The sequence below is a fragment of the Allosphingosinicella sp. genome, assembly GCF_036570505.1.
In the GTDB taxonomy this organism is placed as follows: Bacteria; Pseudomonadota; Alphaproteobacteria; order Sphingomonadales; family Sphingomonadaceae; genus Allosphingosinicella.
This window is the reverse complement of record NZ_DATCYB010000052.1, coordinates 15,423-40,422: the sequence shown is the minus strand read 5'-3', so window position 1 is coordinate 40,422 and position 25,000 is coordinate 15,423. Positions and strand designations below refer to the sequence as shown.

At 61.5% G+C, this 25,000-nt stretch carries 27 protein-coding genes; 21 read left to right on the top strand and 6 right to left on the bottom strand.

What is annotated here, in order from left to right:
• Positions 1-56: 56 nt before the first annotated feature.
• From VIR62_RS05510 to VIR62_RS05470, 9 genes are read left to right on the top strand one after another with little or no spacing between them, the layout of a single operon-like run.
• The gene (locus tag VIR62_RS05510) at positions 57-716 is read left to right on the top strand and encodes a DUF4893 domain-containing protein (RefSeq protein ID WP_431869381.1); all 660 of its coding nucleotides are present in this window, start codon (positions 57-59) and stop codon (positions 714-716) included.
• 38 nt (positions 717-754) lie between these two features.
• The gene (locus VIR62_RS05505; protein ID WP_431869379.1) at positions 755-1,285 is read left to right on the top strand and encodes a hypothetical protein; all 531 of its coding nucleotides are present in this window, start codon (positions 755-757) and stop codon (positions 1,283-1,285) included.
• Between the two features lie 10 nt (positions 1,286-1,295).
• The gene (locus VIR62_RS05500; protein WP_431869377.1) at positions 1,296-1,682 is read left to right on the top strand and encodes a ribose-phosphate pyrophosphokinase; all 387 of its coding nucleotides are present in this window, start codon (positions 1,296-1,298) and stop codon (positions 1,680-1,682) included.
• Positions 1,683-1,742: 60 nt separating this feature from the next.
• On the top strand, positions 1,743-2,441 hold the full coding sequence (locus VIR62_RS05495; RefSeq protein WP_431869376.1) for a hypothetical protein: 699 nt from the start codon (positions 1,743-1,745) through the stop codon (positions 2,439-2,441).
• A 46-nt stretch (positions 2,442-2,487) separates the two neighbouring features.
• Positions 2,488-2,865 (top strand): fluoride efflux transporter FluC, encoded by a 378-nt coding sequence (locus VIR62_RS05490; RefSeq protein WP_431869374.1) that lies wholly within the window; start codon positions 2,488-2,490, stop codon positions 2,863-2,865.
• Positions 2,862-3,959, top strand: coding sequence for an RluA family pseudouridine synthase (locus tag VIR62_RS05485; protein WP_431869372.1), 1,098 nt, complete (start codon positions 2,862-2,864; stop codon positions 3,957-3,959). The genes VIR62_RS05490 and VIR62_RS05485 overlap by 4 nt, the downstream gene beginning before the upstream one ends.
• The gene (locus VIR62_RS05480) at positions 3,956-4,615 is read left to right on the top strand and encodes an HAD-IA family hydrolase (RefSeq protein WP_431869371.1); all 660 of its coding nucleotides are present in this window, start codon (positions 3,956-3,958) and stop codon (positions 4,613-4,615) included. The genes VIR62_RS05485 and VIR62_RS05480 overlap by 4 nt, the downstream gene beginning before the upstream one ends.
• Positions 4,612-4,845 (top strand): hypothetical protein, encoded by a 234-nt coding sequence (locus tag VIR62_RS05475; protein WP_431869369.1) that lies wholly within the window; start codon positions 4,612-4,614, stop codon positions 4,843-4,845. Before VIR62_RS05480 ends, VIR62_RS05475 begins: the two co-directional genes overlap by 4 nt.
• The gene (locus VIR62_RS05470; protein ID WP_431869431.1) at positions 4,842-5,531 is read left to right on the top strand and encodes an ATP12 family chaperone protein; all 690 of its coding nucleotides are present in this window, start codon (positions 4,842-4,844) and stop codon (positions 5,529-5,531) included. The genes VIR62_RS05475 and VIR62_RS05470 overlap by 4 nt, the downstream gene beginning before the upstream one ends.
• Here VIR62_RS05470 and VIR62_RS05465 read toward each other — a convergent pair.
• Together VIR62_RS05465 and gmk are read right to left on the bottom strand one after the other, a co-directional pair.
• On the bottom strand, positions 5,528-6,115 hold the full coding sequence (locus VIR62_RS05465) for a hypothetical protein (protein WP_431869368.1): 588 nt from the start codon (positions 6,113-6,115) through the stop codon (positions 5,528-5,530). The two genes, VIR62_RS05470 and VIR62_RS05465, sit on opposite strands and share 4 nt — an antisense overlap.
• A 62-nt stretch (positions 6,116-6,177) precedes the next feature.
• Complete coding sequence (gene gmk / locus VIR62_RS05460) at positions 6,178-6,849, bottom strand: guanylate kinase (RefSeq protein ID WP_431869366.1); 672 nt, start codon at positions 6,847-6,849, stop codon at positions 6,178-6,180.
• A gap of 44 nt (positions 6,850-6,893) precedes the next feature.
• Between gmk and VIR62_RS05455 the strand changes: the two genes are divergently transcribed.
• Positions 6,894-7,433 (top strand): DUF1697 domain-containing protein, encoded by a 540-nt coding sequence (locus VIR62_RS05455; protein WP_431869365.1) that lies wholly within the window; start codon positions 6,894-6,896, stop codon positions 7,431-7,433.
• Positions 7,430-8,008: a DUF2585 domain-containing protein gene (locus VIR62_RS05450; RefSeq protein ID WP_431869363.1), complete on the top strand. Its 579-nt coding sequence runs from the start codon at positions 7,430-7,432 to the stop codon at positions 8,006-8,008. The genes VIR62_RS05455 and VIR62_RS05450 overlap by 4 nt, the downstream gene beginning before the upstream one ends.
• Positions 8,009-8,487: 479 nt before the next feature.
• Here the strand turns inward: VIR62_RS05450 and VIR62_RS05445 are convergent, their stop codons facing one another.
• From VIR62_RS05445 to VIR62_RS05430, 4 genes are read right to left on the bottom strand one after another with little or no spacing between them, the layout of a single operon-like run.
• Positions 8,488-9,375 carry a DMT family transporter gene (locus tag VIR62_RS05445; protein ID WP_431869361.1) on the bottom strand — a complete coding sequence of 296 codons (888 nt, stop codon included), beginning with the start codon at positions 9,373-9,375 and terminating at the stop codon, positions 8,488-8,490.
• A gap of 19 nt (positions 9,376-9,394) precedes the next feature.
• Entirely contained in the window at positions 9,395-11,575 is a 2,181-nt protein-coding gene (locus tag VIR62_RS05440; RefSeq protein ID WP_431869359.1) for a glycoside hydrolase family 38 C-terminal domain-containing protein, read from the bottom strand.
• Positions 11,576-11,577: 2 nt separating this feature from the next.
• Positions 11,578-12,528 carry a pyridoxal-phosphate dependent enzyme gene (locus VIR62_RS05435; RefSeq protein WP_431869358.1) on the bottom strand — a complete coding sequence of 317 codons (951 nt, stop codon included), beginning with the start codon at positions 12,526-12,528 and terminating at the stop codon, positions 11,578-11,580.
• A 41-nt stretch (positions 12,529-12,569) separates the two neighbouring features.
• Positions 12,570-13,190 (bottom strand): TetR/AcrR family transcriptional regulator, encoded by a 621-nt coding sequence (locus tag VIR62_RS05430; protein ID WP_431869357.1) that lies wholly within the window; start codon positions 13,188-13,190, stop codon positions 12,570-12,572.
• Between the two features lie 399 nt (positions 13,191-13,589).
• Here VIR62_RS05430 and VIR62_RS05425 point away from each other — a divergent pair, with 399 nt between their 5' ends.
• The 10 genes from VIR62_RS05425 to VIR62_RS05380 are packed head-to-tail and all read left to right on the top strand — an operon-like array spanning position 13,590 to position 24,794.
• Positions 13,590-15,683, top strand: a complete 2,094-nt coding sequence (locus tag VIR62_RS05425) for a TonB-dependent receptor (protein ID WP_431869356.1) — start codon at positions 13,590-13,592, stop codon at positions 15,681-15,683.
• Positions 15,683-16,552 (top strand): CPBP family intramembrane glutamic endopeptidase, encoded by an 870-nt coding sequence (locus VIR62_RS05420; protein WP_431869354.1) that lies wholly within the window; start codon positions 15,683-15,685, stop codon positions 16,550-16,552. The genes VIR62_RS05425 and VIR62_RS05420 overlap by 1 nt, the downstream gene beginning before the upstream one ends.
• Positions 16,549-17,046, top strand: coding sequence for a MaoC family dehydratase (locus tag VIR62_RS05415; protein ID WP_431869352.1), 498 nt, complete (start codon positions 16,549-16,551; stop codon positions 17,044-17,046). The genes VIR62_RS05420 and VIR62_RS05415 overlap by 4 nt, the downstream gene beginning before the upstream one ends.
• 18 nt (positions 17,047-17,064) lie before the next feature.
• Positions 17,065-18,489 carry a serine hydrolase domain-containing protein gene (locus tag VIR62_RS05410; RefSeq protein WP_431869350.1) on the top strand — a complete coding sequence of 475 codons (1,425 nt, stop codon included), beginning with the start codon at positions 17,065-17,067 and terminating at the stop codon, positions 18,487-18,489.
• The gene (locus tag VIR62_RS05405; RefSeq protein ID WP_431869349.1) at positions 18,486-19,847 is read left to right on the top strand and encodes an MFS transporter; all 1,362 of its coding nucleotides are present in this window, start codon (positions 18,486-18,488) and stop codon (positions 19,845-19,847) included. The genes VIR62_RS05410 and VIR62_RS05405 overlap by 4 nt, the downstream gene beginning before the upstream one ends.
• Positions 19,831-21,300, top strand: coding sequence for a M81 family metallopeptidase (locus tag VIR62_RS05400; protein ID WP_431869347.1), 1,470 nt, complete (start codon positions 19,831-19,833; stop codon positions 21,298-21,300). The genes VIR62_RS05405 and VIR62_RS05400 overlap by 17 nt, the downstream gene beginning before the upstream one ends.
• A gap of 53 nt (positions 21,301-21,353) precedes the next feature.
• The gene (locus VIR62_RS05395; protein ID WP_431869345.1) at positions 21,354-22,931 is read left to right on the top strand and encodes a class I adenylate-forming enzyme family protein; all 1,578 of its coding nucleotides are present in this window, start codon (positions 21,354-21,356) and stop codon (positions 22,929-22,931) included.
• Positions 22,928-23,674, top strand: coding sequence for an aspartate/glutamate racemase family protein (locus tag VIR62_RS05390; protein ID WP_431869343.1), 747 nt, complete (start codon positions 22,928-22,930; stop codon positions 23,672-23,674). The genes VIR62_RS05395 and VIR62_RS05390 overlap by 4 nt, the downstream gene beginning before the upstream one ends.
• Complete coding sequence (locus VIR62_RS05385) at positions 23,652-24,011, top strand: RidA family protein (RefSeq protein ID WP_431869341.1); 360 nt, start codon at positions 23,652-23,654, stop codon at positions 24,009-24,011. Before VIR62_RS05390 ends, VIR62_RS05385 begins: the two co-directional genes overlap by 23 nt.
• A 21-nt stretch (positions 24,012-24,032) precedes the next feature.
• Entirely contained in the window at positions 24,033-24,794 is a 762-nt protein-coding gene (locus VIR62_RS05380; RefSeq protein WP_431869339.1) for a creatininase family protein, read from the top strand.
• The last annotated feature ends 206 nt before the right edge of the window (positions 24,795-25,000 follow it).

Here is a 25,000-nt window from a genome sequence, read left to right as displayed (position 1 = left end):
AGGCATCTGTATGGGGGTGCTGCCCTTGAGGTTGCCGGGTGTGGGGAAGCATGACCATGGGGTGGGGACATTCTCGAGCTATTCTGCTGCTCGCGGGCTTGGTCGCCGGTTGCGCGCTCACCGCGGAACCGGAGACGGTCGCTCCCCCCGCCGCCGTCGTCGACGAGGCGCCGGCGGAGGAGGATGGCGGGAAGGAAATCTCGAGCACGGAAGACCATGACCGCCTCGCGAGGCTGGACACGGCCTGGACCGCCGCCCTGTCGGAAGCGCGCGACAAGGGTTTCGCCGAAGAGATAGAGAACGAGGGGGCACTGCTCGAACCCGATGTCGCCCTGCCGCGCGCCGCGCCGCCCCCTGGCTCCTATCATTGCCGGGTCATCAAGCTGGGATCGCAGGGCAAGAATCCGGCTTTCGTCGCCTATAAGCCTTTCTTCTGCCACGTCGCCGCGGAGGGGGAGCTGCTCACCATCGTCAAGCAGACCGGGTCGCAGCGCCCGGCCGGCCGCCTCTATCCCGAGAATGACGAGCGGATGATCTTCCTCGGAACGCTGGCGCTCGGCAACGAGGATGAGCCGCTTGCCTATGGCGAGGATCCGGAGCGGGACATGGTGGGCGTCATGGAGCGCGTCGCGCCGTTCCGCTACCGCCTCGTCGTTCCCTGGCCGCGCATCGAATCCAAGCTCGACGTCTTCGAATTGGTCCCGGCCACGGAATGAGCTAAGGGTCGTCGGCGCCCCGACGGAAGGAAATGATCATGCGTCGACCGACCTTTCTTGCCGCGCTGTCCGCCGCGGCGCTGCTCACCGCCTGCGAAGCGCGGATCGGCAAGGAGGACGAGGGAGCTGCCGATACGAACGGCGCAGCCGCCACCGTATCCGCCGAAGGGAGAGCGCAGGAAGGCCAATTCTCGATCGACGCTCCCGGTTTCGACCTCAAATTCGACATTCCCGAAGGCATGACGGAAAATGCCGACGTCGATAGCGACAGCGACGTCCTCTATCCGGGCGCGCGCCTTACCGGCATGCACATCCAGGCGGAGGAGGGGACAGGGCGGGACAGCGTCGAGCTTCGTTTCACCAGCGACGATTCCCCTCAGGCTATCGCCACCTGGTATCGCGATCCGGCCCGCGCCGAAACGCTCGCCGTCGCTTCCGTGACTCGGGAGGGGAACGGCCTGGTCATCGAGGGAACCGAGACGGACGATGGCGATCCGTTCATAGCGCGTCTCGGCGCCGGGCCGGGCGGCGGCACCGACGGCCGGCTGATCCTCAGCGACAGGGACTGACGCGCGCCCCATGCCGGCGCTGGCCGAGCCCGATGAGGTGCGCGCCCATCTGATCGCGGCCGCGCGGGCCGGGACGGCGCTCACCTATTCCGAGCTGCTCGAACAGCTGGGCTACGCCTTTTCCCGGCCGAAGATGCGTCAGCTTTGCGCCATCTTGGGCGCGGTCGACGAGTTAGAGGCAGCGCGAGGCGAGCCGGAGCTGGCGGTGCTCGTCGTCCGGCAGAGCGACGGCATACCGGGGCAGGGCTGGTGGGTCGCGGGCGGCGCCCGCTCGCGCGGTTACGAAGGGCCGTGGGAAGGGCCTGAGGCAGCACGCTTCATCGCCAAGGTGCAGGCGGAAACCTTCGCCTTCTGGCGGTCCGATAATGGCACAGGTGCGGACCGGGCCGGGGATTAACCACGTCCGCACACTCAATGGCGGGCGGTTTCGGGCATAGCGGGCCCAAGAGGAGCCGCCATGACCCACCGCTTTTCAATCCTGTTCCGCTCCGCCGCGCTGGCCGCGGCGCTGTCGCTCGCCGCTTGCGGGGACGGCTCGGACGAGGCGGAACTGGCCAATCTCGACCAGCAGATCGCCAACGAAACCGACCCGGCACTGACCAGCGCGCTCGAAGACCAGATCATGGTCGATCCGACCCTGTCGCAGCAGTCGAACCACAACGCCGTCCGGCCGCCTGAAAGTCCGGTGACCGCGCAATATCCGGTGACGGCCAGGGATCGCGATGCCGCCCGCACCGGACGGGGTCTCATATCCGCTCCGGCACCCACCAGGGCGAGCGAGCCGGTTCCGGACCTGCGGGGTCAGGATGGTGCCGCCTGCGGCGCGAAGTTCGAGTATAGCCCGGTTTGGGCGAACCGCCTGCCCGAGACCTTCGCCGTCTATCCGGGCGCGCGCCTTACCGAAGCGGCGGGCAACAACGCCGGCGATTGCCGCGTCCGGGTCGCGACGTTCGTGACGGACGCGCCGTGGCAGCGGGTGCTCGACTGGTATCACACCCGCGCCGTCCGCGCCGGCTATTCGTCGGAGCATCAGGTGCGCGGTGCCGACCATATTCTCGGCGGCGTCAACGAACGGACCGGCGGCGCCTACTACCTTATCGCCACGCCCAAAGGGCGCGGCTCGGATGTCGCCATCATCGCCAACAACGGCCGCTAAGAGGACCCACTGGCGAAGTGGGTGCCATCTCGCTACATCGCCGCCAATGCCCAATCTCCTCCTCGTCATGGCCGGAGGCGCCATCGGCGCCGCTTTCCGCTACCAGTTGAGTCGCGCGGCGCTGCAGCAGCTCGGCCCCGCCTTTCCGTGGGGCACGTGGATCGTCAATCTCCTCGGCAGCTTGCTGCTTGGCCTCCTCGCGGGCATTGTCATGCGACACGGCCCATCGGACGAGCCCTTGCTGCTCTTCCTGGGCGTCGGCGTGCTGGGCGGCTTCACGACGTTTTCGGGCTTCAGCCTCGAGATGGTCCAGATGCTGGGGCGGGGCGAGATCATGCTCGCCGCGGCCTATGCCGGCTCGTCGGTCGCCGGGTCGCTGATGCTGCTTGTCGTCGGCCTCTGGCTCGCTAGGGCTGTCGCATGAGCGAGACGGCCGCCTCCGACCAGGTCCGCCAGTTCACCGTCTCCGTCGAGGATGACGGCATTCGTCTCGACCGCTGGTTCAAGCGTAACCTGCCCGACGCGACCTTCAACATCGTCTCGCGCTGGTCACGTACAGGGCAGCTTCGCGTCGACGGCAAGCGCGCCGCGCCGGGAGACCGGATCGAGGCGGGGCAGGTCATCCGTGTTCCTCCCGCCGAACCTCCCGCCGCGCCGAAGCCGCGCGTCGAGCGGCGCACCCTGAGCGAGGATGAGATCGCCTATGTGAACGAGATGGTGATCCATCGCGACCCGCAGGCTATCGTCGTCAACAAGCCACCGGGTCTCGCCACGCAGGGCGGGACCAAGACGAACACGCACCTCGACGGCCTCCTTGACGGACTGGCCGGCGAGGGTGCAGCGCGCCCCAAGCTCGTCCACCGTCTCGACAAGGACACGTCGGGCGTCCTCCTCCTGGCGCGTACGCCGCGCGCCGCCGCCTATTTCTCGAAATCCTTCTCCGGCCGCACCGCGCGCAAGGTCTACTGGGCGCTGGTCGTCGGTGTCCCGGAGGTGAAGGACGGCTTCATCAACCTGCCCCTTGCTAAGCAGCCCGGCACCGGTGGCGAGAAGATGCATGTCGACGAGGCGAACGGCCTTGCCGCCCGCAGCCGCTACCGCGTCATTGAACGCGCCGGCAACCGTGCCGCCTGGGTCGAGCTTCAGCCCCACACCGGCCGCACCCACCAGCTCCGCGTCCACATGGCGGCGATCGGCCATCCGATCGTCGGCGACGGCAAATATGGCGGGCAGGACGCTTTCCTTACCGGTTCGATCAGCCGCAAGCTACACCTCCATGCCCGCCGTCTCAGGATCGACCATCCCGATGGCGGCCGCATCGACGTGACGGCGGAGCTGCCGCAGCATTTCGTCGAAAGCATGGCTTCGCTGGGCTTCGACATCGAGCTTGGCGACCTCCCGCTCGACGAAGTGAAATTTTCCGAGACGTCCGAGGGCAAGCGCAAGGCGGCGGGGGCAGCCGCCAAGGCGAAACGCAAGGAGCGCAAGGGCGAGCGCCGGGGCAGAGGGCGGAGATGAACCGCCTCGCCATCTTCGACTGCGACGGCACCTTGGTCGACAGCCAAGTCAACATCTGCTTGGCGATGGAGGATTGCTTCGCACGCGCGGGCCTGGAGACGCCTCGCCGGGAGCGGACCCGGCGGGTCGTCGGCCTCAGCCTGGTCGAGGCGATGCGGGCGATGCTTCCCGACGCCGATCCCGAATTCCACCGCGCCCTTGCCGAGGATTACAAGCTCGCCTTCCAGCGGCTGCGCGGGAACGGGCTGGTGGACGAGCCGCTTTATGAGGGCATCGCCGAGCTCGTCGAGGGGCTGGGCGCGGAAGGTTGGCTGCTCGGCGTCGCGACCGGTAAGTCGAATCGGGGCCTCACCCTCTGTCTCGAACATCACGGCCTTTCGCGCCGCTTCGTCACCCTCCAGACCGCCGATCGCCATCCGTCCAAGCCGCATCCCTCGATGATCGAGCAGGCCATCGCCGACGCCGGCGCGGCGCCGGAAACGACCATCATGATCGGCGACACCAGCTTTGATATGACCATGGCCCGCGCCGCCAGCGTGACCGCGATTGGCGTCACCTGGGGCTATCATGACGCGGATGAGCTCAGGGAAGCGGGCGCTCACCATGTCGCTTCCCATCCGCTCGACATTCTCGAACTCATAAAGGCTTTCGCATGACGCAATCCAATGACGACGCGATGTGGCGCAACCGGTTCATCCTCATGAACCTGACGCGGATCGGCGGCACGATCGTCGTCCTGATAGGGCTCATCATCTGGCAAGGCGACCTGCTGCGCGAGGGCGGCTCGGTCGCCGTCGGAGTTCCGATGGTGATCATCGGTCTCGCCGCGAGCTTCGGCGCGCCCAAATGGTTGGCGCGCCGATGGCGGACACCGCCGCGCCCATGAAGCGTTTCTACAAGAAGGCCGCTGTTCGGCCTGCTGAGGGCCAATTCGAAATCCTGCTCGACGACCGCCCGGTGAAGACACCCGCCAGGAATGCGCTCCGCGTGCCGACCGAGGGTCTGGGCCGGGCTATCTCGGAGGAATGGAATGCGCAGGGTGAGGAGATCGACCCGCGATCGATGGCCCTGACCGGCCTTGCCAATGCCGCGATAGACCGGATCGCTCCGAACCCCGATCGCTTCGCCGCCGGCCTCGCCCGATATGGGGAGAGCGACCTCCTCTGCTACCGCGCCGACGGGCCCGACAGCCTCGTCGAACTCCAGTCGGAGAGGTGGGATCCGATCCTCGCCTGGGGACGCCGCCGCTTCGACATCGACTTCGAGGTCGTTTGCGGCATCATCCATCGTCCCCAGAACGCGAGCACGCTTCGGCAACTCACGCATACCGTCGCCGCGCGCGGGCCTTTCGAGCTTGCCGCCCTGTCGCCGCTGGTCACGATCGGCGGCTCGCTCGTCATCGCTCTGGCCCTTGCCGAGGATGCGATCGACCTCGACGCGGCCTGGGCCGCTGCGACCCTCGACGAGGCGTGGCAGGCCGAACATTGGGGTGAGGACCCGGAAGCGGCCGCGGCCTTCGAGGCGCGCCGGCGGGAATTCGCCGCCGGCTACCGCTTCCTCACCCTGCTCTAGACGTCCGTCGGTGCGCCGCTTCCTGCCCCGCGATAGATGGCGGCCGGCAGCAGCTTGAGGATGATGACGCCCGCCACGAGCAGCATGATGGTGTCCGCCACGAACAGGTAAATGGCGTGACCCCAACCGTGATGGTACCAGATCGGGTCACCCAGACGCATGAAGATGGCGGCCGCCAGCACGGCGAGCACCAGCATCTTCACCCGTTCGGAAAAGCCCGCGACATGGCGCGACAGAAAATAAACCGCCGCCGCCATCAGCAGGGTTACGACCAGCATGTGGATGAAGCCGCCGAGCAACGCGCCGCTGTCCATCGCCGGAAAGCCTGAAATATTGTAGTGGATCGTCGCTATCGGGCCTTGACCGTACATCACGGTCTGGCTCGACGATGCTTCGGGATCGGGGACGAAATAGACTCCGGAGCCGGGCAGGTTTGCGGCCAGCGTCTGCTGCACTGCCGCCGCCGGCACGTCGTCCAGGTTTGCCGTCACCGTCTTCTGGAGCCCGCTGGCGAAGAAGACGAAGCCCAATATGAACATCGCGACCGCCGCCGCGACCGCGCCGATTACTGCCCGTCCCATCATGGCCGTTCCCCTGTCTTGTTCCGGGGAACGCTACTCTGAAACGGCGCGCGCCGGAAGCCGGATCAGCCGATCAGGCTGCGGACGAAGTCATGCAGGCCGATGCGCCTCGTCGCCTTCAGCCGTTCCGCGTCGAGGATCGCCTGCACCTTAGCGAGGCAGGCGTCCGCATCCTCGTTGATCAGCACATAATCATATTCAGCCCAGTGGCTGATCTCGCCCGCCGCGCGCTCCATCCGGCTCGCGATCACCTCATCGCTGTCCGTGCCCCGGGCGCGCAGCCGTCGCTCCAGCTCCTTCATCGACGGCGGCAGGATGAAGACGCGGACGATGTCGGGATCGACCTGCTTCAGTTGCTGCGTCCCCTGCCAGTCGATGTCGAGCAGCACGTCGCAGCCGCTGTCGATGGATTTGCGCACCTCGTTCTCGAGTGTCCCATAGCGCCGCCCGAACACGTGCGCCCATTCCAGGAACTGACCGCTCTCGACCATCCGGTCGAACTCCGCGTCGATGACGAAATGATAGTCCCGCCCCTCGAGCTCGCCCTCGCGAATCGGCCGCGTCGTCGCCGAAACCGAAAGGGATATGCCTTCATCCTGCGCGAGGAGCATGCGGGCGATGGTGGTCTTGCCGGCGCCGCTGGGACTGGAAAGGACGAAGAGGAGGCCCCTTCGCTTGAGCTGAATGCTGGTCGCCATGCGCGCTTCTGGCGTGGGCGGCGGCGGCGCGTCAAGCATTTGCAAGTTTACAAGCCGCCGATCGATCGCTTGAACTGTCGCGCATGACGATCTTCATCGCTCTTCTTCGCGCCATCAATGTCGGCAAGCGCCAAGTCCCGATGAAGGAATTGAGAGTGCTGGCCGAAGAGCTCGGGTTCACCGACGCCCGGACCTATGTCGCCAGCGGCAATCTGATATTCGCCGGCAAGGGAGGAGCCGGCGTCGTTGAGGAGAAGCTGGAGAAAGTGATTTCGAAGCGGTTCGGCTTTCGCGTCGAGGTCATCGTTCGCACCGCGGACGAATGGCCGGCCCTGATGGCTGCCAATCCGTTTCCGGAGGAGACCCAGCGCGAGCCCAACCGCGTGCTGGCGCTGCTCTCCAAATCGCCGCCGCCCGCCGACGCTGCCGACCGGCTGATGGAGCGCGCCCAGGCCGGCGAGAGGGTGAAGGCGTCGGGGAGCGCCCTCTGGTTCCACTTTCCCGACGGCGCCGGGACATCGAAGCTGACGTCGACCTTCATCGACAAGGTTTGTGGATCACCAGGCACCAGCCGCAATGTCCGCACCTTAGCAAAATTGGCGGCGATGGCGGGGGTTGCATGACGGAGCGGTCCGTCGGCAGGATCAGCGTCAATTATAGCCTTCTCGCGCTCGGGATCGTCGTCGCGACCGCCGCGATCCTGCTCTGGATGGGCCGCCCGCCCACCTGCACCTGCGGCGACGTCAAGCTCTGGACGGGCGCCGTGCAGAGCGCCGACAACAGCCAGCATCTCGCCGACTGGTATACGCCGAGTCACATCATCCACGGCTTCCTCTTCTATTTCCTCGGCTGGCTGTTTCTCCGCCGCAACCCCTTTGGCGACCGTTTCCTAGCCGCCGTCGCGATCGAGGCGGGCTGGGAGATGCTCGAGAACAGCCAGTGGATCATCGACCGCTATCGCGAGGCGACCTTCGCCTTCGGCTATAATGGCGACAGTGTCTTGAACAGCATGGCCGACATCGGCTGGATGACATTGGGCTTTTTCCTGGCCCGCCGCCTCCCGGTGTGGGCGACCGTCCTTCTCGCCCTCGCCTTCGAGCTTCTTACCCTATGGACGATCCGCGACAATCTGACGCTCAACATCGTGATGCTGGTCGCGCCAGTTGACGCGATCAAGGTTTGGCAGGGCGGCGAGTAAGAGCGTCGCGCCGGCTGAACGCAGGCCCCGGTCTCTAGCCGATGCCCGCGGCGAGGCTCGCGACACTTGCTGCCACTTTGTCCGCGTGCGGCGCGAGCCACATGGTCGTCATGGAGCCGAACGTCCGCACGACGTATAAGCGCGCCCTCAAAAGAATTCATCTTTCTAGGGACGCAGTGGTCCCAAGATATTTCATGGTGTTGTGACTGATTGATGAGGTAGATTACTGGCTACGTCCTACGGCTAACATGGAGGACGAACGATGCGCAAACCTCGTGACTTTGATGCAGAGCTGGAGGCGCTCAATGATCGGGAAGATACTGGATCTTCAGGCTCGGAAGCTTGCGTCGGACAGCGCTTCTGGGCGCGGGCTACTTCTCGACTACTAGCGGCAACATAACCCGACGACGTATCATGAACTGTCTCGACAGGCATGCCTAGGCATCAGCCCCGCACCATGAACCTACCGACGTCACCGGTCAGTCATTCAGTAGATCTGTCTTCCGCGAGCGGGGAAGAGACTTGTTATGAAATCCCAAACTAGTTGCGAGTATGACTACAAGGCCCATGATCTGGATCAGATTGGGTGTCTCAGCGTAGAATAGCGCCCCCATCAGGACTGTCATCATCGGGCCCAACAGCGATAAACGGGCCATGCCGTCGCTATCGAGATGACGGCTTGCCGAATTGAACAGTAGCATAGCGCCGCCCTGGGCCAGAATCCCGGCAAGGATAGCGCTGACGACGTCGCTGATACGAATACTCCAATCCGGAAATCCGTCCTCGCCTTCCATCATCGGCCACACAATCATGGCGACCACGTACCATAGGCAGAGCACAATATTGTATTGCAGCACAGTGTTGATGACATTCTCGCCCTGCTTCATGAGCTTTCGCTGGACCAGCATGGAAAGAGCAAGGGTGACGGCGCTCATCAGCGCAAAGCAGATACCGGATAGGGTATCCGGCCCTGCCTCGCTGATCTTGGCTCCGCATACGACCGCCACAGCCATACATCCGGCAACGGCGAGAAGCAGGCTCCGCAAACGAAACGGATCGCCTGCAATGACTGGTGCGAGCATGATGACCAGGATCGGTCCAGCATTATGCAGCGCGACAGCCGTAGCGAAATCTATTCGACGATAGGCGAGGATCAGCAGCAGGAGGTCTGCGGCAAGGATTGTGCCCACGACGATTGCGTGTGGATGCCACTTAAGTGGCTCTTTCGCCATGACTGCGCAGGTCGCCGCGCCTGCGCCGCAAATGATGGCCAGCAGGAGCGGGGGAGGAAGATCGATAGATCGCGCTACAATTCCCCAGCCGGCGAAGATGGCGATTGCTGCGACAAACTGAAGAGGGGCGGCCAAGCTTGCCCTGGCGGTACTCTCAATAGTCACCGCGTGCCCGCATGCCTTTGGTCCAGTCACTGGCCAGCGGAGGACGATGCAGCATTAGTGCGAGCCGATCGAGCTGCTCGACCTTTAGCGCTCGATCAGCCAGGAACTCGAATCGGAATTCATGCATGCCTTGATCGGTGAGCACTCCATGTGGCGGTGTCGCCGGATGGCTGGGGTGGTGATGTGCCATGAACGGGCTTCGCAGAAGCGTGAGGCGAATACTGCGCGCATCGGCATCCACCGCAAACACATCAGGACAGACGATGCCGACCCGCATTCCGGATACGAGATTCACGAGAACGAAGTCGCGAATCGGTCGCTCTGCTTCGTGGCGGCCTCGATTGAGCTTTCCGTCCATCACCCCGTCGATGCGGCTATCGATGGCGCAATCGAAGGGTATGGTCAGTTTGAGTAGCCGATGCTGGGCATGCCAATGCACCCGAAGGTCAAGCTTTATCCCGGACTCGCCAGCGTGAACCCGCCAATCAGCGAGGAGATCGGATCGCTCAATATCTCCTCGTTGCGCCGCCGAGGCCATGAGCGGTCCCCGATGCACTATCTGGGGTGCAGACCAGCTTGCCTGAGCTGTGATTTGGCTGGAAAATCGTTCCACACCATGCGCCCACGTTCCCGTGTCGTCGACGATCAGATCGAGTGATGGCTTAAGCATTGTTTCGCCGAAGTGCAGGACGGGGTGCTGCTCAAAGGTAACGCGGACGGCTCCATTGGACAGAGAGCTATCCTCGCGCGTGATCGCGGGCGCGGTTACCATTCCGTTCGCGCCGGCCGCTGGCCTTATGCTTCGATCAATACGAAAGGCCTTCATCTGGTTTGCGCCGAGCGACAGATGAAGGAGAATGCGCGGAAGATGGCGGGCTAAAGCTTCTTGTTCGATTACCTGATAGCGCAGCGATATCCCGTCCTCATCGATGATGCGCCAGTGCTGTTCCCACATCTGTTCGGTCCAGGGCGCCAGCGTTACATAGCCATCGAACGGCACGTCGGAGGCATTCAGCAGGGCAACCCTCTGCATGGTGTCGTCGGGAAGGGTGACGACCCGGCGCCGGAACGAATATTGCAGGATCTCGTCGGCGATAGCCTTGGCGCTTCCGACCTGATCCTCGAGTTGAGGATAGGCCGACGGGATGCATGCGCCTCCCAGTGTGTCATGGAAATGATTGAAGCAGACGTTGCGCCACGCTTCGTACAATCGGACGTTCATGGTCCCATCGCCGCCTGCGCTGACAATTTCCGCCTGGTGCAGCCGATGTTCCGCATCGCGCACGGCCGTTTTGATCCTGCGCGTCGCGCTGTAACAGCCGACCGCGTGATATTGCAGCTCGCCCGTGACGACGGGAAAGTCCATCACATGATCTGCAACGGCGTCGAAGAAAAGCGACGGTGAGGAAAACCTCAAGCGGCAGCCCGGAATCCTGTCCGCATGATCGCGGCACCATTGTATCTGTCGTTCGGTTGGACCGCCCCCATGGTCGCCAACGCCGACAAAGCACATTGTGTGGCGGACACCCTCGGGCAGGTCTTTGAGTGACGCAAGGACATGCTCGAGCGTGAGTTCCGCAATCTCATAATTTCTCGCAATCCGGAACGTGACGACTTCAGGGTCACCTTCGTGGCCGCGCCAGCGGAACAAACGGGCGGGTAGCGGTAGTTCATGCTCTTGGGGCCGCATCATCACATAGCGGTCCTGCCCAAACCCACTCATCAACCGTGGCAAGGCCGCCGCGTGCCCGAATGAGTCCACATTGTACGCGGTACGGGGGAATTGGCCGAAGCGACTTTCGAAATAGGACTTGCCGATCTCGATCTGTTTGCGAAGGCCGTTGCCACTGGGAAGGTTGCAATCTGGCTGAATCCACCAGCCGCCCGTAATCTCCCAGCGTCCGGTGGCCACATGCTTCATGATCCGCCCGAACAGGTCTGGATCGAGACGCTCAACGACATCGTAAACCCAGGCTTCGCCACGGGTGAAGATGAGATCCTTGTTGTGATCAAGGCGGTCGCAGGCCGAGCGGCAGGTGGCCAGCGCCTCGTCCATCCCGGACTGCCATGGCCAGAGCCAGACAGGATCGATATGCGCGTTGAATATCAAATGGACTGTGACATCGGTCCCATCGGCCGTGCCCGGAACGAAACGCATGTCCTGCTGCATGCCTAAGCCTTTATTGTCGCTTGAAATGAAGACGGATCGATATTCGCGCCGCAGACTATGAGTCCGACATTCTTGTCGACGAGCCTTTGCCGCAGCGGCCCCAGCAGAGCCGCCGTTGTTGCGGCACCGGCGGGCTCCAGCGGCAATCCGAACGTTTCGAACCATAGCCGCATGGCCTCGACCATTTGAGCATCGCTCACCACGACGACGTCGTCGAGGTAGGTACGGCAAATCCCGAAGGAATATGGCAGGCAAAGGGGTGGAGCGAGACTGTCGGCGATCGTGGGCCGTGGCGCGCGTTGGAGTGCTTCGCCAGCATCGAGGCTCTGGCGAAGATTGTCTGCTGTCTCCGGCTCCACGCCATAGACCTCGCAGGCAGGCGATATTTGCTTGATTGTTGCTGCAATGCCGGCTGCCAGACCGCCGCCGCCTACGGCCACGACAATGGCTTCTAAATCACCGATGTCGTCGAGCATTTCCAGTGCTATTGTCCCTGCGCCCGCGACCATTGCCGGATCGTCAAATGGATGGACAAGAAGCCTGGATTCCCTTTCTGCGATTGCCTCGGCCATTGACACGGCGTCGGCGCCAGATTCGGCAAAGAGGAGTTCGGCACCATAGCTTCGCGCTTTGTCGATGCGAAAAGGAGCCGGGCTGCCGGCCATGACAGCCTTCGCCGTCGCTCCGACTTCTCGGGCCGCGAACGCCGTCGCAATCGCGTGATTTCCTGCACTGAAGGTCGTCAAACCATTGGCGCAAGCATCCTGCTGGGAAAGTGCGGCGTAAAGGGCTCCGCGTGCTTTGAAACTTCCGGTCAGTTGGAAATTCTCGAGCTTACAATGAATTTGGCCGGTGCTTGCCAAGCCTGCGATCACCGACGGAGGCCAAGCGAACGTCGGCGTGCGTACAACCCGCCCCTCAATCGCAGCCGCCGCCTTGCGGACCTCATCCAACGTCAGGCCCTCGCCTGTCCGTGCTGATGCGGGCGGGACGCTCACGCTTTAAGTCCCAGCCTCTTGAATCCTGGCAAGGGGCCAAGAAAATCAGCGGGAGGATTCTCAAGATAAAGGGCGCGGAACCACAATATGGTCAGAAAGCGGGCGACATCCTCTGGCGTCGGATGCGCATCGCGTAAAGTCTCGTTTTTGAGAACGAAATATTCGAACAGGAAGTTGTCGGCCGTGCCCGCGAGTGCATAAGCCAGAGAGAGATAGGTTGCCTGATCTGGGAAAATATCCGGGAATTGCCGCCGGATGCTTGCGGCGATCCTCTTATTCCATTCGAGCGTCAGCTGACGCCACATCGGCGCAAAGGGCGCCATTCCGTCATGCACTTCGACGAGACACCGCATCGCGCCTGGATTCGACGCGTAAAGAGCGACCATCTGTTGGTTAGCGAAATGGATGGCTGACAGCGGACTGTTGTCTTTCGGGCGATCCGCCACCTGCTCGCGAAATGACTCGAGAAGCTCCGATAGAACTTCGTGGGTAATGTCCACCTTGCTCTGGAAGTAATGATAGAAGAGGCTCACGCGGACTCCAGCTTCGTGCGTGATGTCCTCAAGCCTGATCTCGTGAAATGCTCTTTCCTGCAGCAATACCGTCAGGGCAGCCATTAGCCGCCTACGAGTTTCCCGACCCCGCTGCGTCGTAGGCGGCGGCGGCTTAATTTTGACTGCGTTGCTGCGCCGTTTGCGCGAAATGCCGGCACTGGTCTTTGTCCTCGCATCGCGGGGCGAGTTGGTTCGGCGTCCCTCTGGACCGGGTGGCCTGCTGTGTTCGGTCATCGTCAGGTCTCGCTCATCGGAACGCCGTTTCAGTACCGGTTAGTAGACCGATAGATGTCACAAACCCTCTTGCGCATTCGTAGTACTTAGCACAATGTGAATTTGAATTCAAATTCGATAAATTCGAGAAAGGGAGGATTCATGCAGGGAAACGGCTTTGCGACTCGGAGGGCTAACGGGCGGTATGTGCGTGTTGCACTCTGTGCCTCTACGGTACTGGCGGGACTGATGATTTCGCCCCCTGCGGCGGCTCTGGCCCAGGCTGCTGGCGCAACCGTTTCTCCCGTGCAGAACGTGGATGATGCGGAGGGGGCGACGGGTGAAGTGATCGTTGTCACCGCCCGTAAGCGTGAAGAGGCCGCACTTGATGTGCCGATGTCCATATCGGTGCTCAGCGGAGACCGGCTGGAGAAATTGGGAGTCCGAAATCTCCGAGACGTCGGTTCTCTTTTTCCGGGTGTGTCGTTCAACGACAGCAATGGCTCGGGTGGGGAGTTCAGCATTCGCGGATTGACCTCTGCTGGCTCCGGCAGCGACACCAGTATCGGCCTCTACGTGGATGACGTCTTTGTTGGCAGTGAAGGCGCGATGAGTCAGCGGCTCTACGACCTGAAAAACGTCCAGGTGCTACGCGGCCCGCAAGGGACGCTTTTCGGCCGGAACACCGTGGCTGGTGCGATCAATATCATCACCCGTAAGCCTGAGCCTGAATTCGGCGGCAGCGTTGATGTCACGATCGGAAATTACGGGCTGAGGCAGTTCGGGGCGATGCTGAATGTGCCCATCATATCGGATCGTCTGATGGCGCGGGTGAATTTCGTTGATCGCGAGCGGGACGGATATCTTCGCAATGCCGCCGTGCAAGGCGAGCGGGGCAATGACGAGAATGGATACAGTTTGCGCGCGCATTTGCTTGCGCGTCCGACGGACACACTCGACATCCTGATCAGCGTTGATGATTCCCACGACGCGACTTGTGAGAACATGTTCGTTCTGGTCGGAGGGGCTCTTCACGACGGCAGCACCGATCCCGACGTTTCAGCTTGGGATGGCCCCTGTGAATCCGAGCGCGACATACGCGGTCTTTCGCTTCGGGCGGATCAGCAGATTGGCGGTCTGACGCTGACGTCGATCACGGCATACCGGAAGACCGATACCGGATTCCTGACTGATCGCGATTTCACGGCTCTGCCAATCCTGAGCAGTGGCCTCGATACGGACGAGAGCCAGTTCACGCAGGAGCTCCGTCTGGCCAGTCCCGGAGGCGAAACGTTCGATTGGGTGGTCGGCGCCTACTATTTCGAGCGCGATTTCTTCCAGAACACGATTCTGGACCTCGGCCCGGCCTTCCTCGGTCCGGGCCTTCGAAACGTAGTGCACTCGATGGCGGACACGAAAGCGAACAGCATCGCGGTGTTCGGGTCCGGTGAATATCAGCTAACCGATAAATTGAGCGCGGAGCTCGGCCTTCGTTACACATATGAGGAAAAGTCGCTCGATTACGAGCAGACAGCGACGCTTCCCATTCCGGGCTTCGGGGAGGTTCCTGCATTCAGCAGCGAAGTAGATGGCGGCGAATGGTCACCGACCTTCACACTGACATACGAGCCCAATCCGAACTCCACGATCTACGGGCGTATTGCCCGGGGATTCAAATCGGGAGGGTTCAACGCAGGGCCAAGTTCCGATCCCGACCGGATCGAGTTCCTGCCTGAATATCTGACCAGCTACGAAGTCGGATACAAAACGAGGTTCCTGGGCGGGCGAGGTCATTTCGAGAGCAGTGTTTTCTACCTCGATTACACCGACATCCAGCAATCGGACCAGGATGGGGCCGGCTTCTATATCAGCAACGCCGCATCGGCGCGCAGTTATGGATTCGAGACGCAGGGGTCGTTGAGGGTCACAAGACAAATTACCCTGAATGGCGGCCTCGGTTACGTCAATGCCAAGTACGAGGATTTCGGGGCCAAGAGTGGCAACCGGCTGTCACGCGCGCCACGCTGGACCGGATCGCTCAGTGCTGATGTGAGTCAGGAGGCGGGCTCGAACGGTGAATTCTTTGTCATTCCCCAACTGACCTATCGCAGTTCGAACTATGTCGACAGCGCGAACACCGAACTCTTCAAGCAGGAAGGTCATGTGCTTCTCGACCTCAGGGCAGGCTATAAGAGCGATATGGGCTGGACGCTCGCATTGTGGGCCCGAAACCTGACCGACGAGCGCTATACCCTCGGTGGCTTCGCCGTGGCTCCGCTCCTCTATGCAGCGACCATCTCGCCGCCCCGGACCTATGGCGTCGACCTGCGGTGGGCGTTCTGATGGCAGCGCGCCCGATAGAGGCTTTGCGGCGCAGGCTCTGGGTTGACCTCGGCCTTTTCACGCTGGCAACCTTCGCGCTGACCTGGTTGCTCGTGGGCCTCTATATCTGGAATGCCGATGCCATGACGGCGACGTTCGGGCCAATGAAGCTGGGGGCGCCGGTCTTCTACATTGCGGTGGCCGCGCCGACCATCGCCGCGCTTCTGGTCACGGCATGGCGATATGGCGAGGCGGGGCTGGTCGATCTTGGAAGATCTCTGGTCCGCGTTCGCGCGAATTGGATCTGGATCGCGATCAGCCTTCTTGGCTATCCGCTGCTCTGGCTTCTGGCCTCCTTCCTAGAGCCCATGGCGACAGGGGCAGAGAGTCCGGATTTAAGTTCCTGGCTCATAGCGTTGCCCGCAGTCCTGCTTGCCGGACACCTGTTCCGTGATCCTGGTGCCTTGGGAGAAGAGCTCGGCTGGCGCGGCTTTGCCTTGCCACGACTGCTCGAACTCATGGATGCGCGCAGAGCCTCTCTTCTCCTCGGTTTAGTATGGGCCGTGTGGCACTTGCCCGCATTCTTCCTCAGCACATTGTCCCAATCTCAAGTGAACTTTGGTCTGTTCATCCTCAATGTCGTCGCCTTTTCCGTGTTCATGACATGGCTGTTCGTCCACACGCGAGGCAGCGTCCTTTGGGCGGGTATTGTCCCGCACATGCTGATCAACGCCGCTTCAAAGGCTGGGATTACACCTGTCTTCTGGGCCACCGTGGCGGCCGCCGTCATGATCATTATCTTCGGCGGGAAGCATCTTCGGGGAATCGGGTGGCCGAAGGCCGATCTGCCTCAGTCGACGTTCCTGAATCGGGCAAGGAGCGCGAAATGACTCTCTCGGCCCTAACGATCGAGGATCTCCGGCGACGGATCGGATCCGAGATCGGCATCTCCAACTGGATAGAGGTCGATCAGACGCTGATCGACAGCTTTGCCCATTCCACCAAAGATATGGACTGGATGCACATTGATCCGGAGAGGGCATCGCGGGACGGACCCTATGGAGGGACGATCGCCTTCGGTTTCTGGACATTGTCCATGCTGACCCATTTTTCGCACGAGATCGGCATGTGGCCTGCCGATGTCGCGTATGGGCTGAATTACGGTCTTGAACGCGTGCGCTGGATCACCCCGGTCCGCGTCGGCGCGAGAATACGCATGCGGTGTAAGCTGCTGGACATCGAAGACCGTGGAGAGGAACGCTTCCTCATCAGGACCGACAACTCCCTTGAAATTGAAGGGGAGGAGCGACTGGCGCTTGTCGCTGAATGGCTTGGAATGTTCGTACGCAGCACCGGTGAGTCGTCAGCGGCGCCGAATGCATAGGCTGGGTAACAATCGACCATGAATGCGGCGAGCCTGGCGTGGATAGAAGATGCTCTGCGCGAAAGCCTGAAACAGGTACCGCACGGAGGCGCTGCGGTGGCAGCGCTGGATGGTTACCGATCGTTCGTTGCGACCGATCAGCGCTCGCCAGATCAACCGGTCTGCGAGTCCACTCCGTTTCACATCTGCTCATGCTCAAAGATGTTTGTGGCCGCTGCCTTCTCGCGCCTAGTCGAGGAGGGCGTCGCACGTTGGGATGAGCCGGCGATGCGGGTCATCCCTGAATTCAGGCTATCAGACGAGAGCCTGACAAAAAAAGTTACGTTCCGGGATCTTGCCGGAATGCGTGTAGGACTGACGCGCGAGGGCGTTGCTGAATGGGGATTCCGTCAGGAGGTTCCCAAGGAGGCGCGCCTGGAGCGCGCCCGACATATGCGCCTGTCCGGCCGGTTTCGCGCTGATTTCAACTACTCGAACCTCTGCTATATCGCCCTCGGCCTTGCTACTGAACGCCTCTCGAACCGCTCCCTTAATGAGTTGATGCTGGAGGCGATTTTCGAGCCTGCTGGTATGGGGGACAGCCTTTCATCCGGATTTGGTTCCCCGCCCCCCCCTGGCTGCGCCGAGCCTCATATGCCGATAGACGGGGCAGCGCGTCGTGTCGCCGAACTCACCGGACCCAATTCGGAAGGGTCGGCGAGGGTCTACCTTTCGGCGCGCGATGCAGTGAAATGGATGGAATGGCTGATTGCGGCGGATCGCGCGCCCGATGGGCAAGCGCAACAAGCGCTGGCGACGATCATGTCACCGCAGACCGCGATCGGTGCGGCTGATCTGCGCCAGGCGCCCGAAGGCGGCGAGACCGCCTATGGGATGGGCTTCGTCATCACGAACTTCGCCGGCGGGCGGCTGCTCAGTCACGGTGGCGGCGGGCGCGGCTGGCGCCACATGATTGCACTCTTGCCTGAGCGCCAGCTCGGCGTCACCTTGATGGTCGCGGCGGAATCTCCTCTCGTTGACGGTATCGCGCTCGATCTCCTGGACCGAATGGCGGGCCTTCCGTCCCGGCGCTGGGCCGAACGCTTCGCTGAGCACGCAATCCGCATAGCCCACGCGGACCACAAAAAGATCAATCAGGTCTTTCCTGTCGGCGGTAGAGCGGGCCGCGCGATAGATGACTTACTTGGCGACTACAGCAATCCGGTCACAGGGTCTGTGCGTGTCTATCGTGAGCATGATGAAATCCGCTTTCAGCCGCTGGATGCTCCAATCTTTAACGGACGTCTCAGGCCGCTCGGCGGAAACGTGCACACGATCAACTTTGACGAGATGGCGTTGGCACCGCAGCCGCTCGATCCTCTCTTTCGCGTGAAAGCAGCTCGCTATTCCGGAGGGGCGGTGATGCGCACCAGCTATTTCGGCGATCTGCGGTTAAGCTCATGAACGAGCTTCGCCCGAGTTCAGGTCCGCTGACCTTTGGGCGGCTCGGAGCCTATGCGGCGCCTGCGCTTCCGCTCGCGGTCGTCGTGTTTCCTTCCTACGCCATTCTGCCGGGATTTTATGCCCAGCACACGGCCATACCTATGGCTACAATCGGCGTGATCCTGATTGTCGCGCGAGCATTCGATGCCATCGTGGATCCGCTCATCGGTTATCTTTCGGACCGAACCCGCAGCCGGTGGGGCTCGCGCAAGCCTTGGGTGCTTGCCGGCTCGGCTATTCTCGCCGTCGCCATTCTGCAGCTCTACGCGCCGGCGCCTACCGTCGGTGCCGCTTATTATCTGGGCTGGTTCCTTCTGTTCTACTTCGGCTACTCACTGATCGAGATTGCCCACAAGGCGTGGGGCACTGACCTAGCACGCAGCTATGTCGAGCGCTCCGCTATCGCCATGAGCCTGGCGTTCGCGTTCGCACTCGGGAATTTCGCTTTCGCGGCGGCACCTCTCGTTTTTCCGGCTGGGACGGGAACCTACGACGCTGAGATCCTATCCTACATCGCGTGGGCGACGGCTATCGCGCTGCCACTTTGCGCCGGTGGGGCATTGCTGTTCGTGCCCGAAGGCAAGACCGTCGAGACGGACAAGGTCCGCTACATCGCGACGCTGAGAGATGCGATCCGCAACGGTCCGCTCCTGCGGTTCCTGAGCATATTTCTGTTCACCGGATTGGGGCAGGGCATCTTCTATGGGCTCATCTATTTGTATGTGAGCTTCGTGATGCAGCTGAATGCCCTATTCGCCTGGGTTCTTCTCACGGACGCCGCAGTAACCTTGGTCTCGGTTCCTGTCTGGTATCGCCTCGTCACCGCGCTGCAGAAGCATCGGGCCTGGGCCTTGGGCATGTTGATATCCGCTGCAGCAATTCTCGGGATTGGGTTCCTGCCCACCGAGCCGGCTGCCTTTCCGGTGCTGATTGTTCTCGTCGCGCTCCGAGCATTCGGCGCCGGGGTCATTACCGTAGCGCCTAATGCGCTCCTCGGAGACGTTGTCGATTATGAGCTGATGAAGCGGAAGGTGAACAGGGCCGCCAACTTCCATGCGCTCGTGTCGCTGGCAACGAAATGCACCGCGACTATAGGAGGAGGCGTAGGACTTATCCTCGTAGGTCTTGCCGGCTTCGATGCGAAGACCCCCGTGACCGAGGACGTGGCTCAAACCTTCCAATATGTCGCCCTGCTCCTACCAACTGTAATCCTGCTTGTGGCGGCCGGTCTCGCGGTTGGCTTTCCGTTAGATCGCGCAAAGCACGAAATCGTGCGACGCCGGATAGAAGATGGAGGCAATCATGTTTCCACCGTCTGATAACGTCGAGCGCCCGCTGAAAGCCTTTACCGCCGGCTTCGGCACGGAGACCAATAGTTTTAGTCCGGTCGTTACCGACATGGCCGCGTTTGAGCGGACATTTCTTTACCGCCCGGGTGAGCATCCTGAGGCGCTGACGGAAGTGTCTGCCCCACTCTTCGTGCTGCGGGAATGCCAACGCCAGCAACGGTGGAAGATCGTTGAGGGAACCTATGCCTTCGCGCTTCCTGCCGGACCGGTCACGAAAGAGGTTTATGAGTCGCTGCGCGACGAGATACTCCAGCAGCTTGCCGATGGCGCGCCTTACGATCTGGTTGCCCTTTCGATGCACGGAGCGATGTGCGCGTTTGGCTATGATGATTGCGAAGGCGACTTTCTGGCGCACGTTCGACGGGTCGTGGGCGCTGACACGCCCATCGGCGTGGAATTCGACCCGCACGCCCATCTAACGAGCGCGATAATTGAGAAGGCCGATATTCTGATCGCCTTCAAGGAGTATCCGCACACGGATTTCCTGGAACGAGGTATCGAACTCATCTCTCTTCTGGAGAGATGTGCGCGAACGCAGTGGCGGCCTGCAAAGCGGGCATTTGATTGCCGCACGATCGGCCGCTTCCATACCACGCGCGAGCCCATGAAGAGCTTCGTTCGCGCCATGGTCGACGCCGAAAGCCGGCCCGGTGTTGCTTCAATCTCGCTCATTCACGGCTTTCCTTGGGGCGATGTCTCCGAGATGGGTGCGAAATGCCTTGTGCTCGCCGACACTACCGAGCTTGCCGAGCGGACCGCGCAGGAATTCGGGGAGCGGCTCGTCCGTATCCGCAGCGAGACTTTCATGCCGCCGCTGTCGCTTGAGGAGGCGCTCGCGGTAGCCATGGAATCGACGAAACCACCAGTCGTTATTGGCGATATCGCCGATAATCCCGGCGGCGGTGCGGCCGGGGATTCCACGCGGCTTTTAAGCCTGCTGATAGAGTGTGATGCCTCAGCCTGTATTGGGCCCCTCTGGGATCCGGCGGCCGTCGAGATAGCCCATGGTCTCGGGGTTGGCGGACGCTCACGAATGTGCATCGGCGGCAAGACCGGACCAGGTTCGGGAACGCCTCTTGACCTCGATGTGGAAGTGACCGGCCTTTGCGGTGAAGCAAGCCAGACCTGGGCGGGAACACATATGTCGCTGGGACGCGCGTGCGCGCTTCGGGCGGGCAATGTGCAAATCATGGTATCATCGATACGCGACCAGGCTTACGGGCCGGATCTGTTTTCCGCTGTTGGTATTGATGCGGCGGCGTCGCGGATCATTGCGGTGAAGTCCGCTCAGCATTTCGTCGCCGGCTTCTCCGGGATCGCGGGAACGATCCTGCTGGCTTCCGGAGGAGGCCCCTTGGAAACGGATTTTCGCAAAATTCCCTATCGCAAGATCAGGCGGCCGATCTGGCCGATCGATCCATGAGGAAGCAATCCCCAGCCGGTCCGGATAGATTATTTCCTCTCGAGAGTTCCGGGATGCAGCAATACGTCGCTGAATCAGCGCCCAGGCTCCATGATTATCTTTATCGATGGGCAACGGAGCGTGGAGAGTCCGAAGCGGTTGTTACGGCTGACGCGTGTTTGACTTATGCGATGCTCAAGGACGCGGTCGACGACTGTGCGCGCGGACTTATCGCCGCTGGCGCAAAGCGTGGTGATAGGATCGCCACATTGACCGTCCCCGGGCCGGATTTCCTCGTCACCTTTCTCGCCACGGCCTCTGTCGGTTGCATATGGGTTGGATTGAATCCTCGCTACACCAACCCCGAACTCACTCAACTCGTGGACAGAATCTCGCCGAAGCTCGTGTTCAGTCGGGCGGCGGTCGGAGAACGGCAATACGGCGCATGGCTGGCCAGTCTGCCGGCATCCATTCGCAAAATATTGCTGGACGAGGGCGTAAGTGATCAGCCCGCGGCGTCCGGCACGTCGTTCGGCGAGTTCCTGCGGAATGGTGAAGCCACTTCCTTGGCCGAGCTGGCGGACCGCCTCGCCGGAACGCAACCGAGAGACACATGCCTCATCGTATTCACTTCAGGCAGCACCGGCCGGCCAAAGGGCGTAATGATAAGTCATGCTGCATTGGTCGGAGCCAGCGAAGTCCAGCTCAAGATCTGGCCAGTGGCCCCCCTTAGAATCCTCAATAATCTGCCGATAAACCATATCGGATGCGTCGGGGATATCAGCTGTTACGCACTGATCGCTGGTGGTACGATCTTGTTCGCTGAGCGCTTCGAACCCGGCGTCATCCCCCGCTATATTCGCGATGAAGGAATAACTGTCTGGGGCCAGGTGCCCACCATGTTCCAGCTCACGCTAGATGCGCCGGAATTTGATCCGTCCATGTTGGGCTCGCTCCAATTGATTTTCTGGGGTGGAGCGCATGCGTCGGCGATGCTAATCGAGCGGTTGCATGCTATCTGTCCTCGGATTGCCACATCCTATGGACAGACCGAAACGGTCGGCTCGGTAACGTTCACCGCTCCTGACACGCCCGTTGCTTCGCTTCGCGATACGGTTGGGCGGGCTGTTCCGCCCTACGACATCCGCATAGTTGACGAGGCTGACGGAGCATTGCCGGCCGGTGAGGCCGGAGAGATAGCGGTCAGCACTCCCTATGGCATGTCTGGATACTGGAATGGAGCGGATCAGCGACCGGAATTCAGCGCAGGCGATATGTGGCACAGGACCGGCGATGTCGGTGTCCTGAACGAGAGCGGCGATCTGGCGCTGCGTGGCAGGGTTCACGACGTTTTCAAGTCGGGCGGCTACAACATTTACCCGGCGGAAATCGAGGCGGAACTCGAGACGCATTCCGAGGTCCGCCAGGCGGCAGTCATAGGTGTCGAGGACGCCATCTTCGGAACAGTGGCGGTGGCTTTCATTGTGCCGCAACACGCCCGCGTGGAAGGCGAGGCTCTGGGTCTTTTTCTGCGCGAACGCTTGGCCAACTACAAGATTCCTAAGCGCTTCTCTTGTCTGAAGGAACTTCCACGACTCCCGGTCGGCAAGGTGGACAAGCGCGCGCTTAAGCGCCTGTGGGAGGCCTCATGATCGAGAGAGGCAACCGATATCGTACACTCGGGCTCCTAGGCGGAATGGGGCCCGGGGCGACCGCAGACGTATTGACGAAGATAATCTCGGCCACGCCCGCTGCCCGCGACCAGGACCATGTCCCGGTTCTTGTACACTGTGTGCCGCAGATTCCCGATCGGACCGACGCTCTGCTCGGAAGGGGGCCCTCACCGGAGGCCGCGCTAATAGATGGCACTCTCGCGCTACGCCGGGCGGGCGCGGATTTCATGGCAATTGCATGTAATACCGCGCACCATTGGTACGAGGCAGTGCGACATGCGGCAGATCGCCCCGTTATCCACATTGCCGATGCCGTTGTTTCTGAAATCCGAGCGTCCAATAAGCCAGGGGCCGTCGGGCTGCTGGCCACCGCCGGGACGATCAAGTCAGGCTTCTATCAGCGAGCATTGCGTGCTGAGGGCTTTGCTCCATGTGTGCCGGATCCGGCGATACAGAATGCCGTCGTCGACAAGGCTATCGCCTCGGCAAAGGCGGGTCGCTGGCCTGAGGCGCGCCGCCTGATCCGGCGCGCGATCGAGATACTCGGCGACGAAGGTAGCCATACATTAATATTGGCCTGCACCGAACTGCCTTTAGCTGTTCGCGATCGAGATTGTGAAGGCATGTTTATCGTCGACGCCAATATGGCGTTGGCTCGCGCTTGTGTGGCCGCCGCGCATGAAATGGGAAGGACGCTCAATGAGACAGCCGAACTTCTATAGTCGATATCGCCGGGCGGGCGGTCTTATCTTCGTATCTGGGCAATTGGCGTTTGATGAGGATGGGCACCTAATAGAAGGCGAAATCGAGAGCCAGACCAAGCGGTGCCTCGAGCGAATTGCCGATGTTTTGAGCGAGGAGAATCTGACCATGGATTCTGTCGTGAAATGTGGTTGTTGGATTGTCGATCCGCTCCACTTCGACCGATTCAACGCCGCTTACCTTGAGTTTTTTCGGGATCGTGCTCTGCCCGCGCGCAGCACCGTTGTTTCGCGCCTATGTCTGCCGGGAGCTCTCGTAGAGATCGATGCCGTCATCGAAGCGCCTGTGACTAGCTAACGGCCAATTGCGAGGAAAAAAATGCTGCTGGCTAAATCGACATGGATCGAAATCAAAACCTATCTCGAGAAGTCTTCGACGATTGTCATCCCGATAGGTTCGAACGAACAGCATGGGCCGACGGGGCTCCTAGGCACCGATTGGATGTGTCCCGAGATCATTGCGAATGAAGCCGAGAGACAGGCCGACCTTCTTGTCGCGCCGACCTTCAATATCGGAATGGCGCAGCACCATCTGGGATTTCCCGGCACGATCAGTCTGCGTCCGTCCACGTTCATAGCGGCTATATGCGATTGGAGCCGATCTTTGGCTCTCCATGGCTTCGAACACCTGTATTTTCTGAATGGGCATGGCGGAAATGTCGCGACCATCGAAGCTGCGTTTTCAGAGCTCTACGCGGAGGCGAGCTTTGGTGGGCGGGGCAGAGGGTTCGCCTGCAAGTTGGTCAATTGGTGGGATCTGGAGGGGGTGGGCGAGCTATCAGGCCGCTTGTTCCCCACTGGCCATGGTATGCACGCCACGCCTTCCGAAATAGCGATCACCCAGTGGGCCTACCCGGAATCGATCAAAAGTGCATCTTATCGACCGCGCGTGGCGGCGACGGGGCCAGTACGTGAGGCGTTGGACTTTCGACAAAGATATCCTGATGGCCGCATGGGCTCGGATCCCGCACAGGCCTCTCCGGACAAGGGTGAGTCACTGGTGTCGGTCGCCGCAACGTCCCTTACTGCTGATGTGGCTCAGTTTGCGGCAGAGTCGGAGCGTCACGAAAGCCAGTTTTAAGGGTGTTCTACCGCCGGCTGGGTTCCCGGTGACCGGGTCGCCGTTCGGGGATAGGCCAACATCGCGACCCAAGGGTGCGCCCTCTAGCCCCAACGAACAACCTCTGCTCCCATCCAGTTGGCATCTTCGTTTAGCCTAACCCCGGCGGGAACGGTAGAAGAGCCAATCCCGAGGCAACGCAACTTAACCCATTAAAGCGCAAGCGG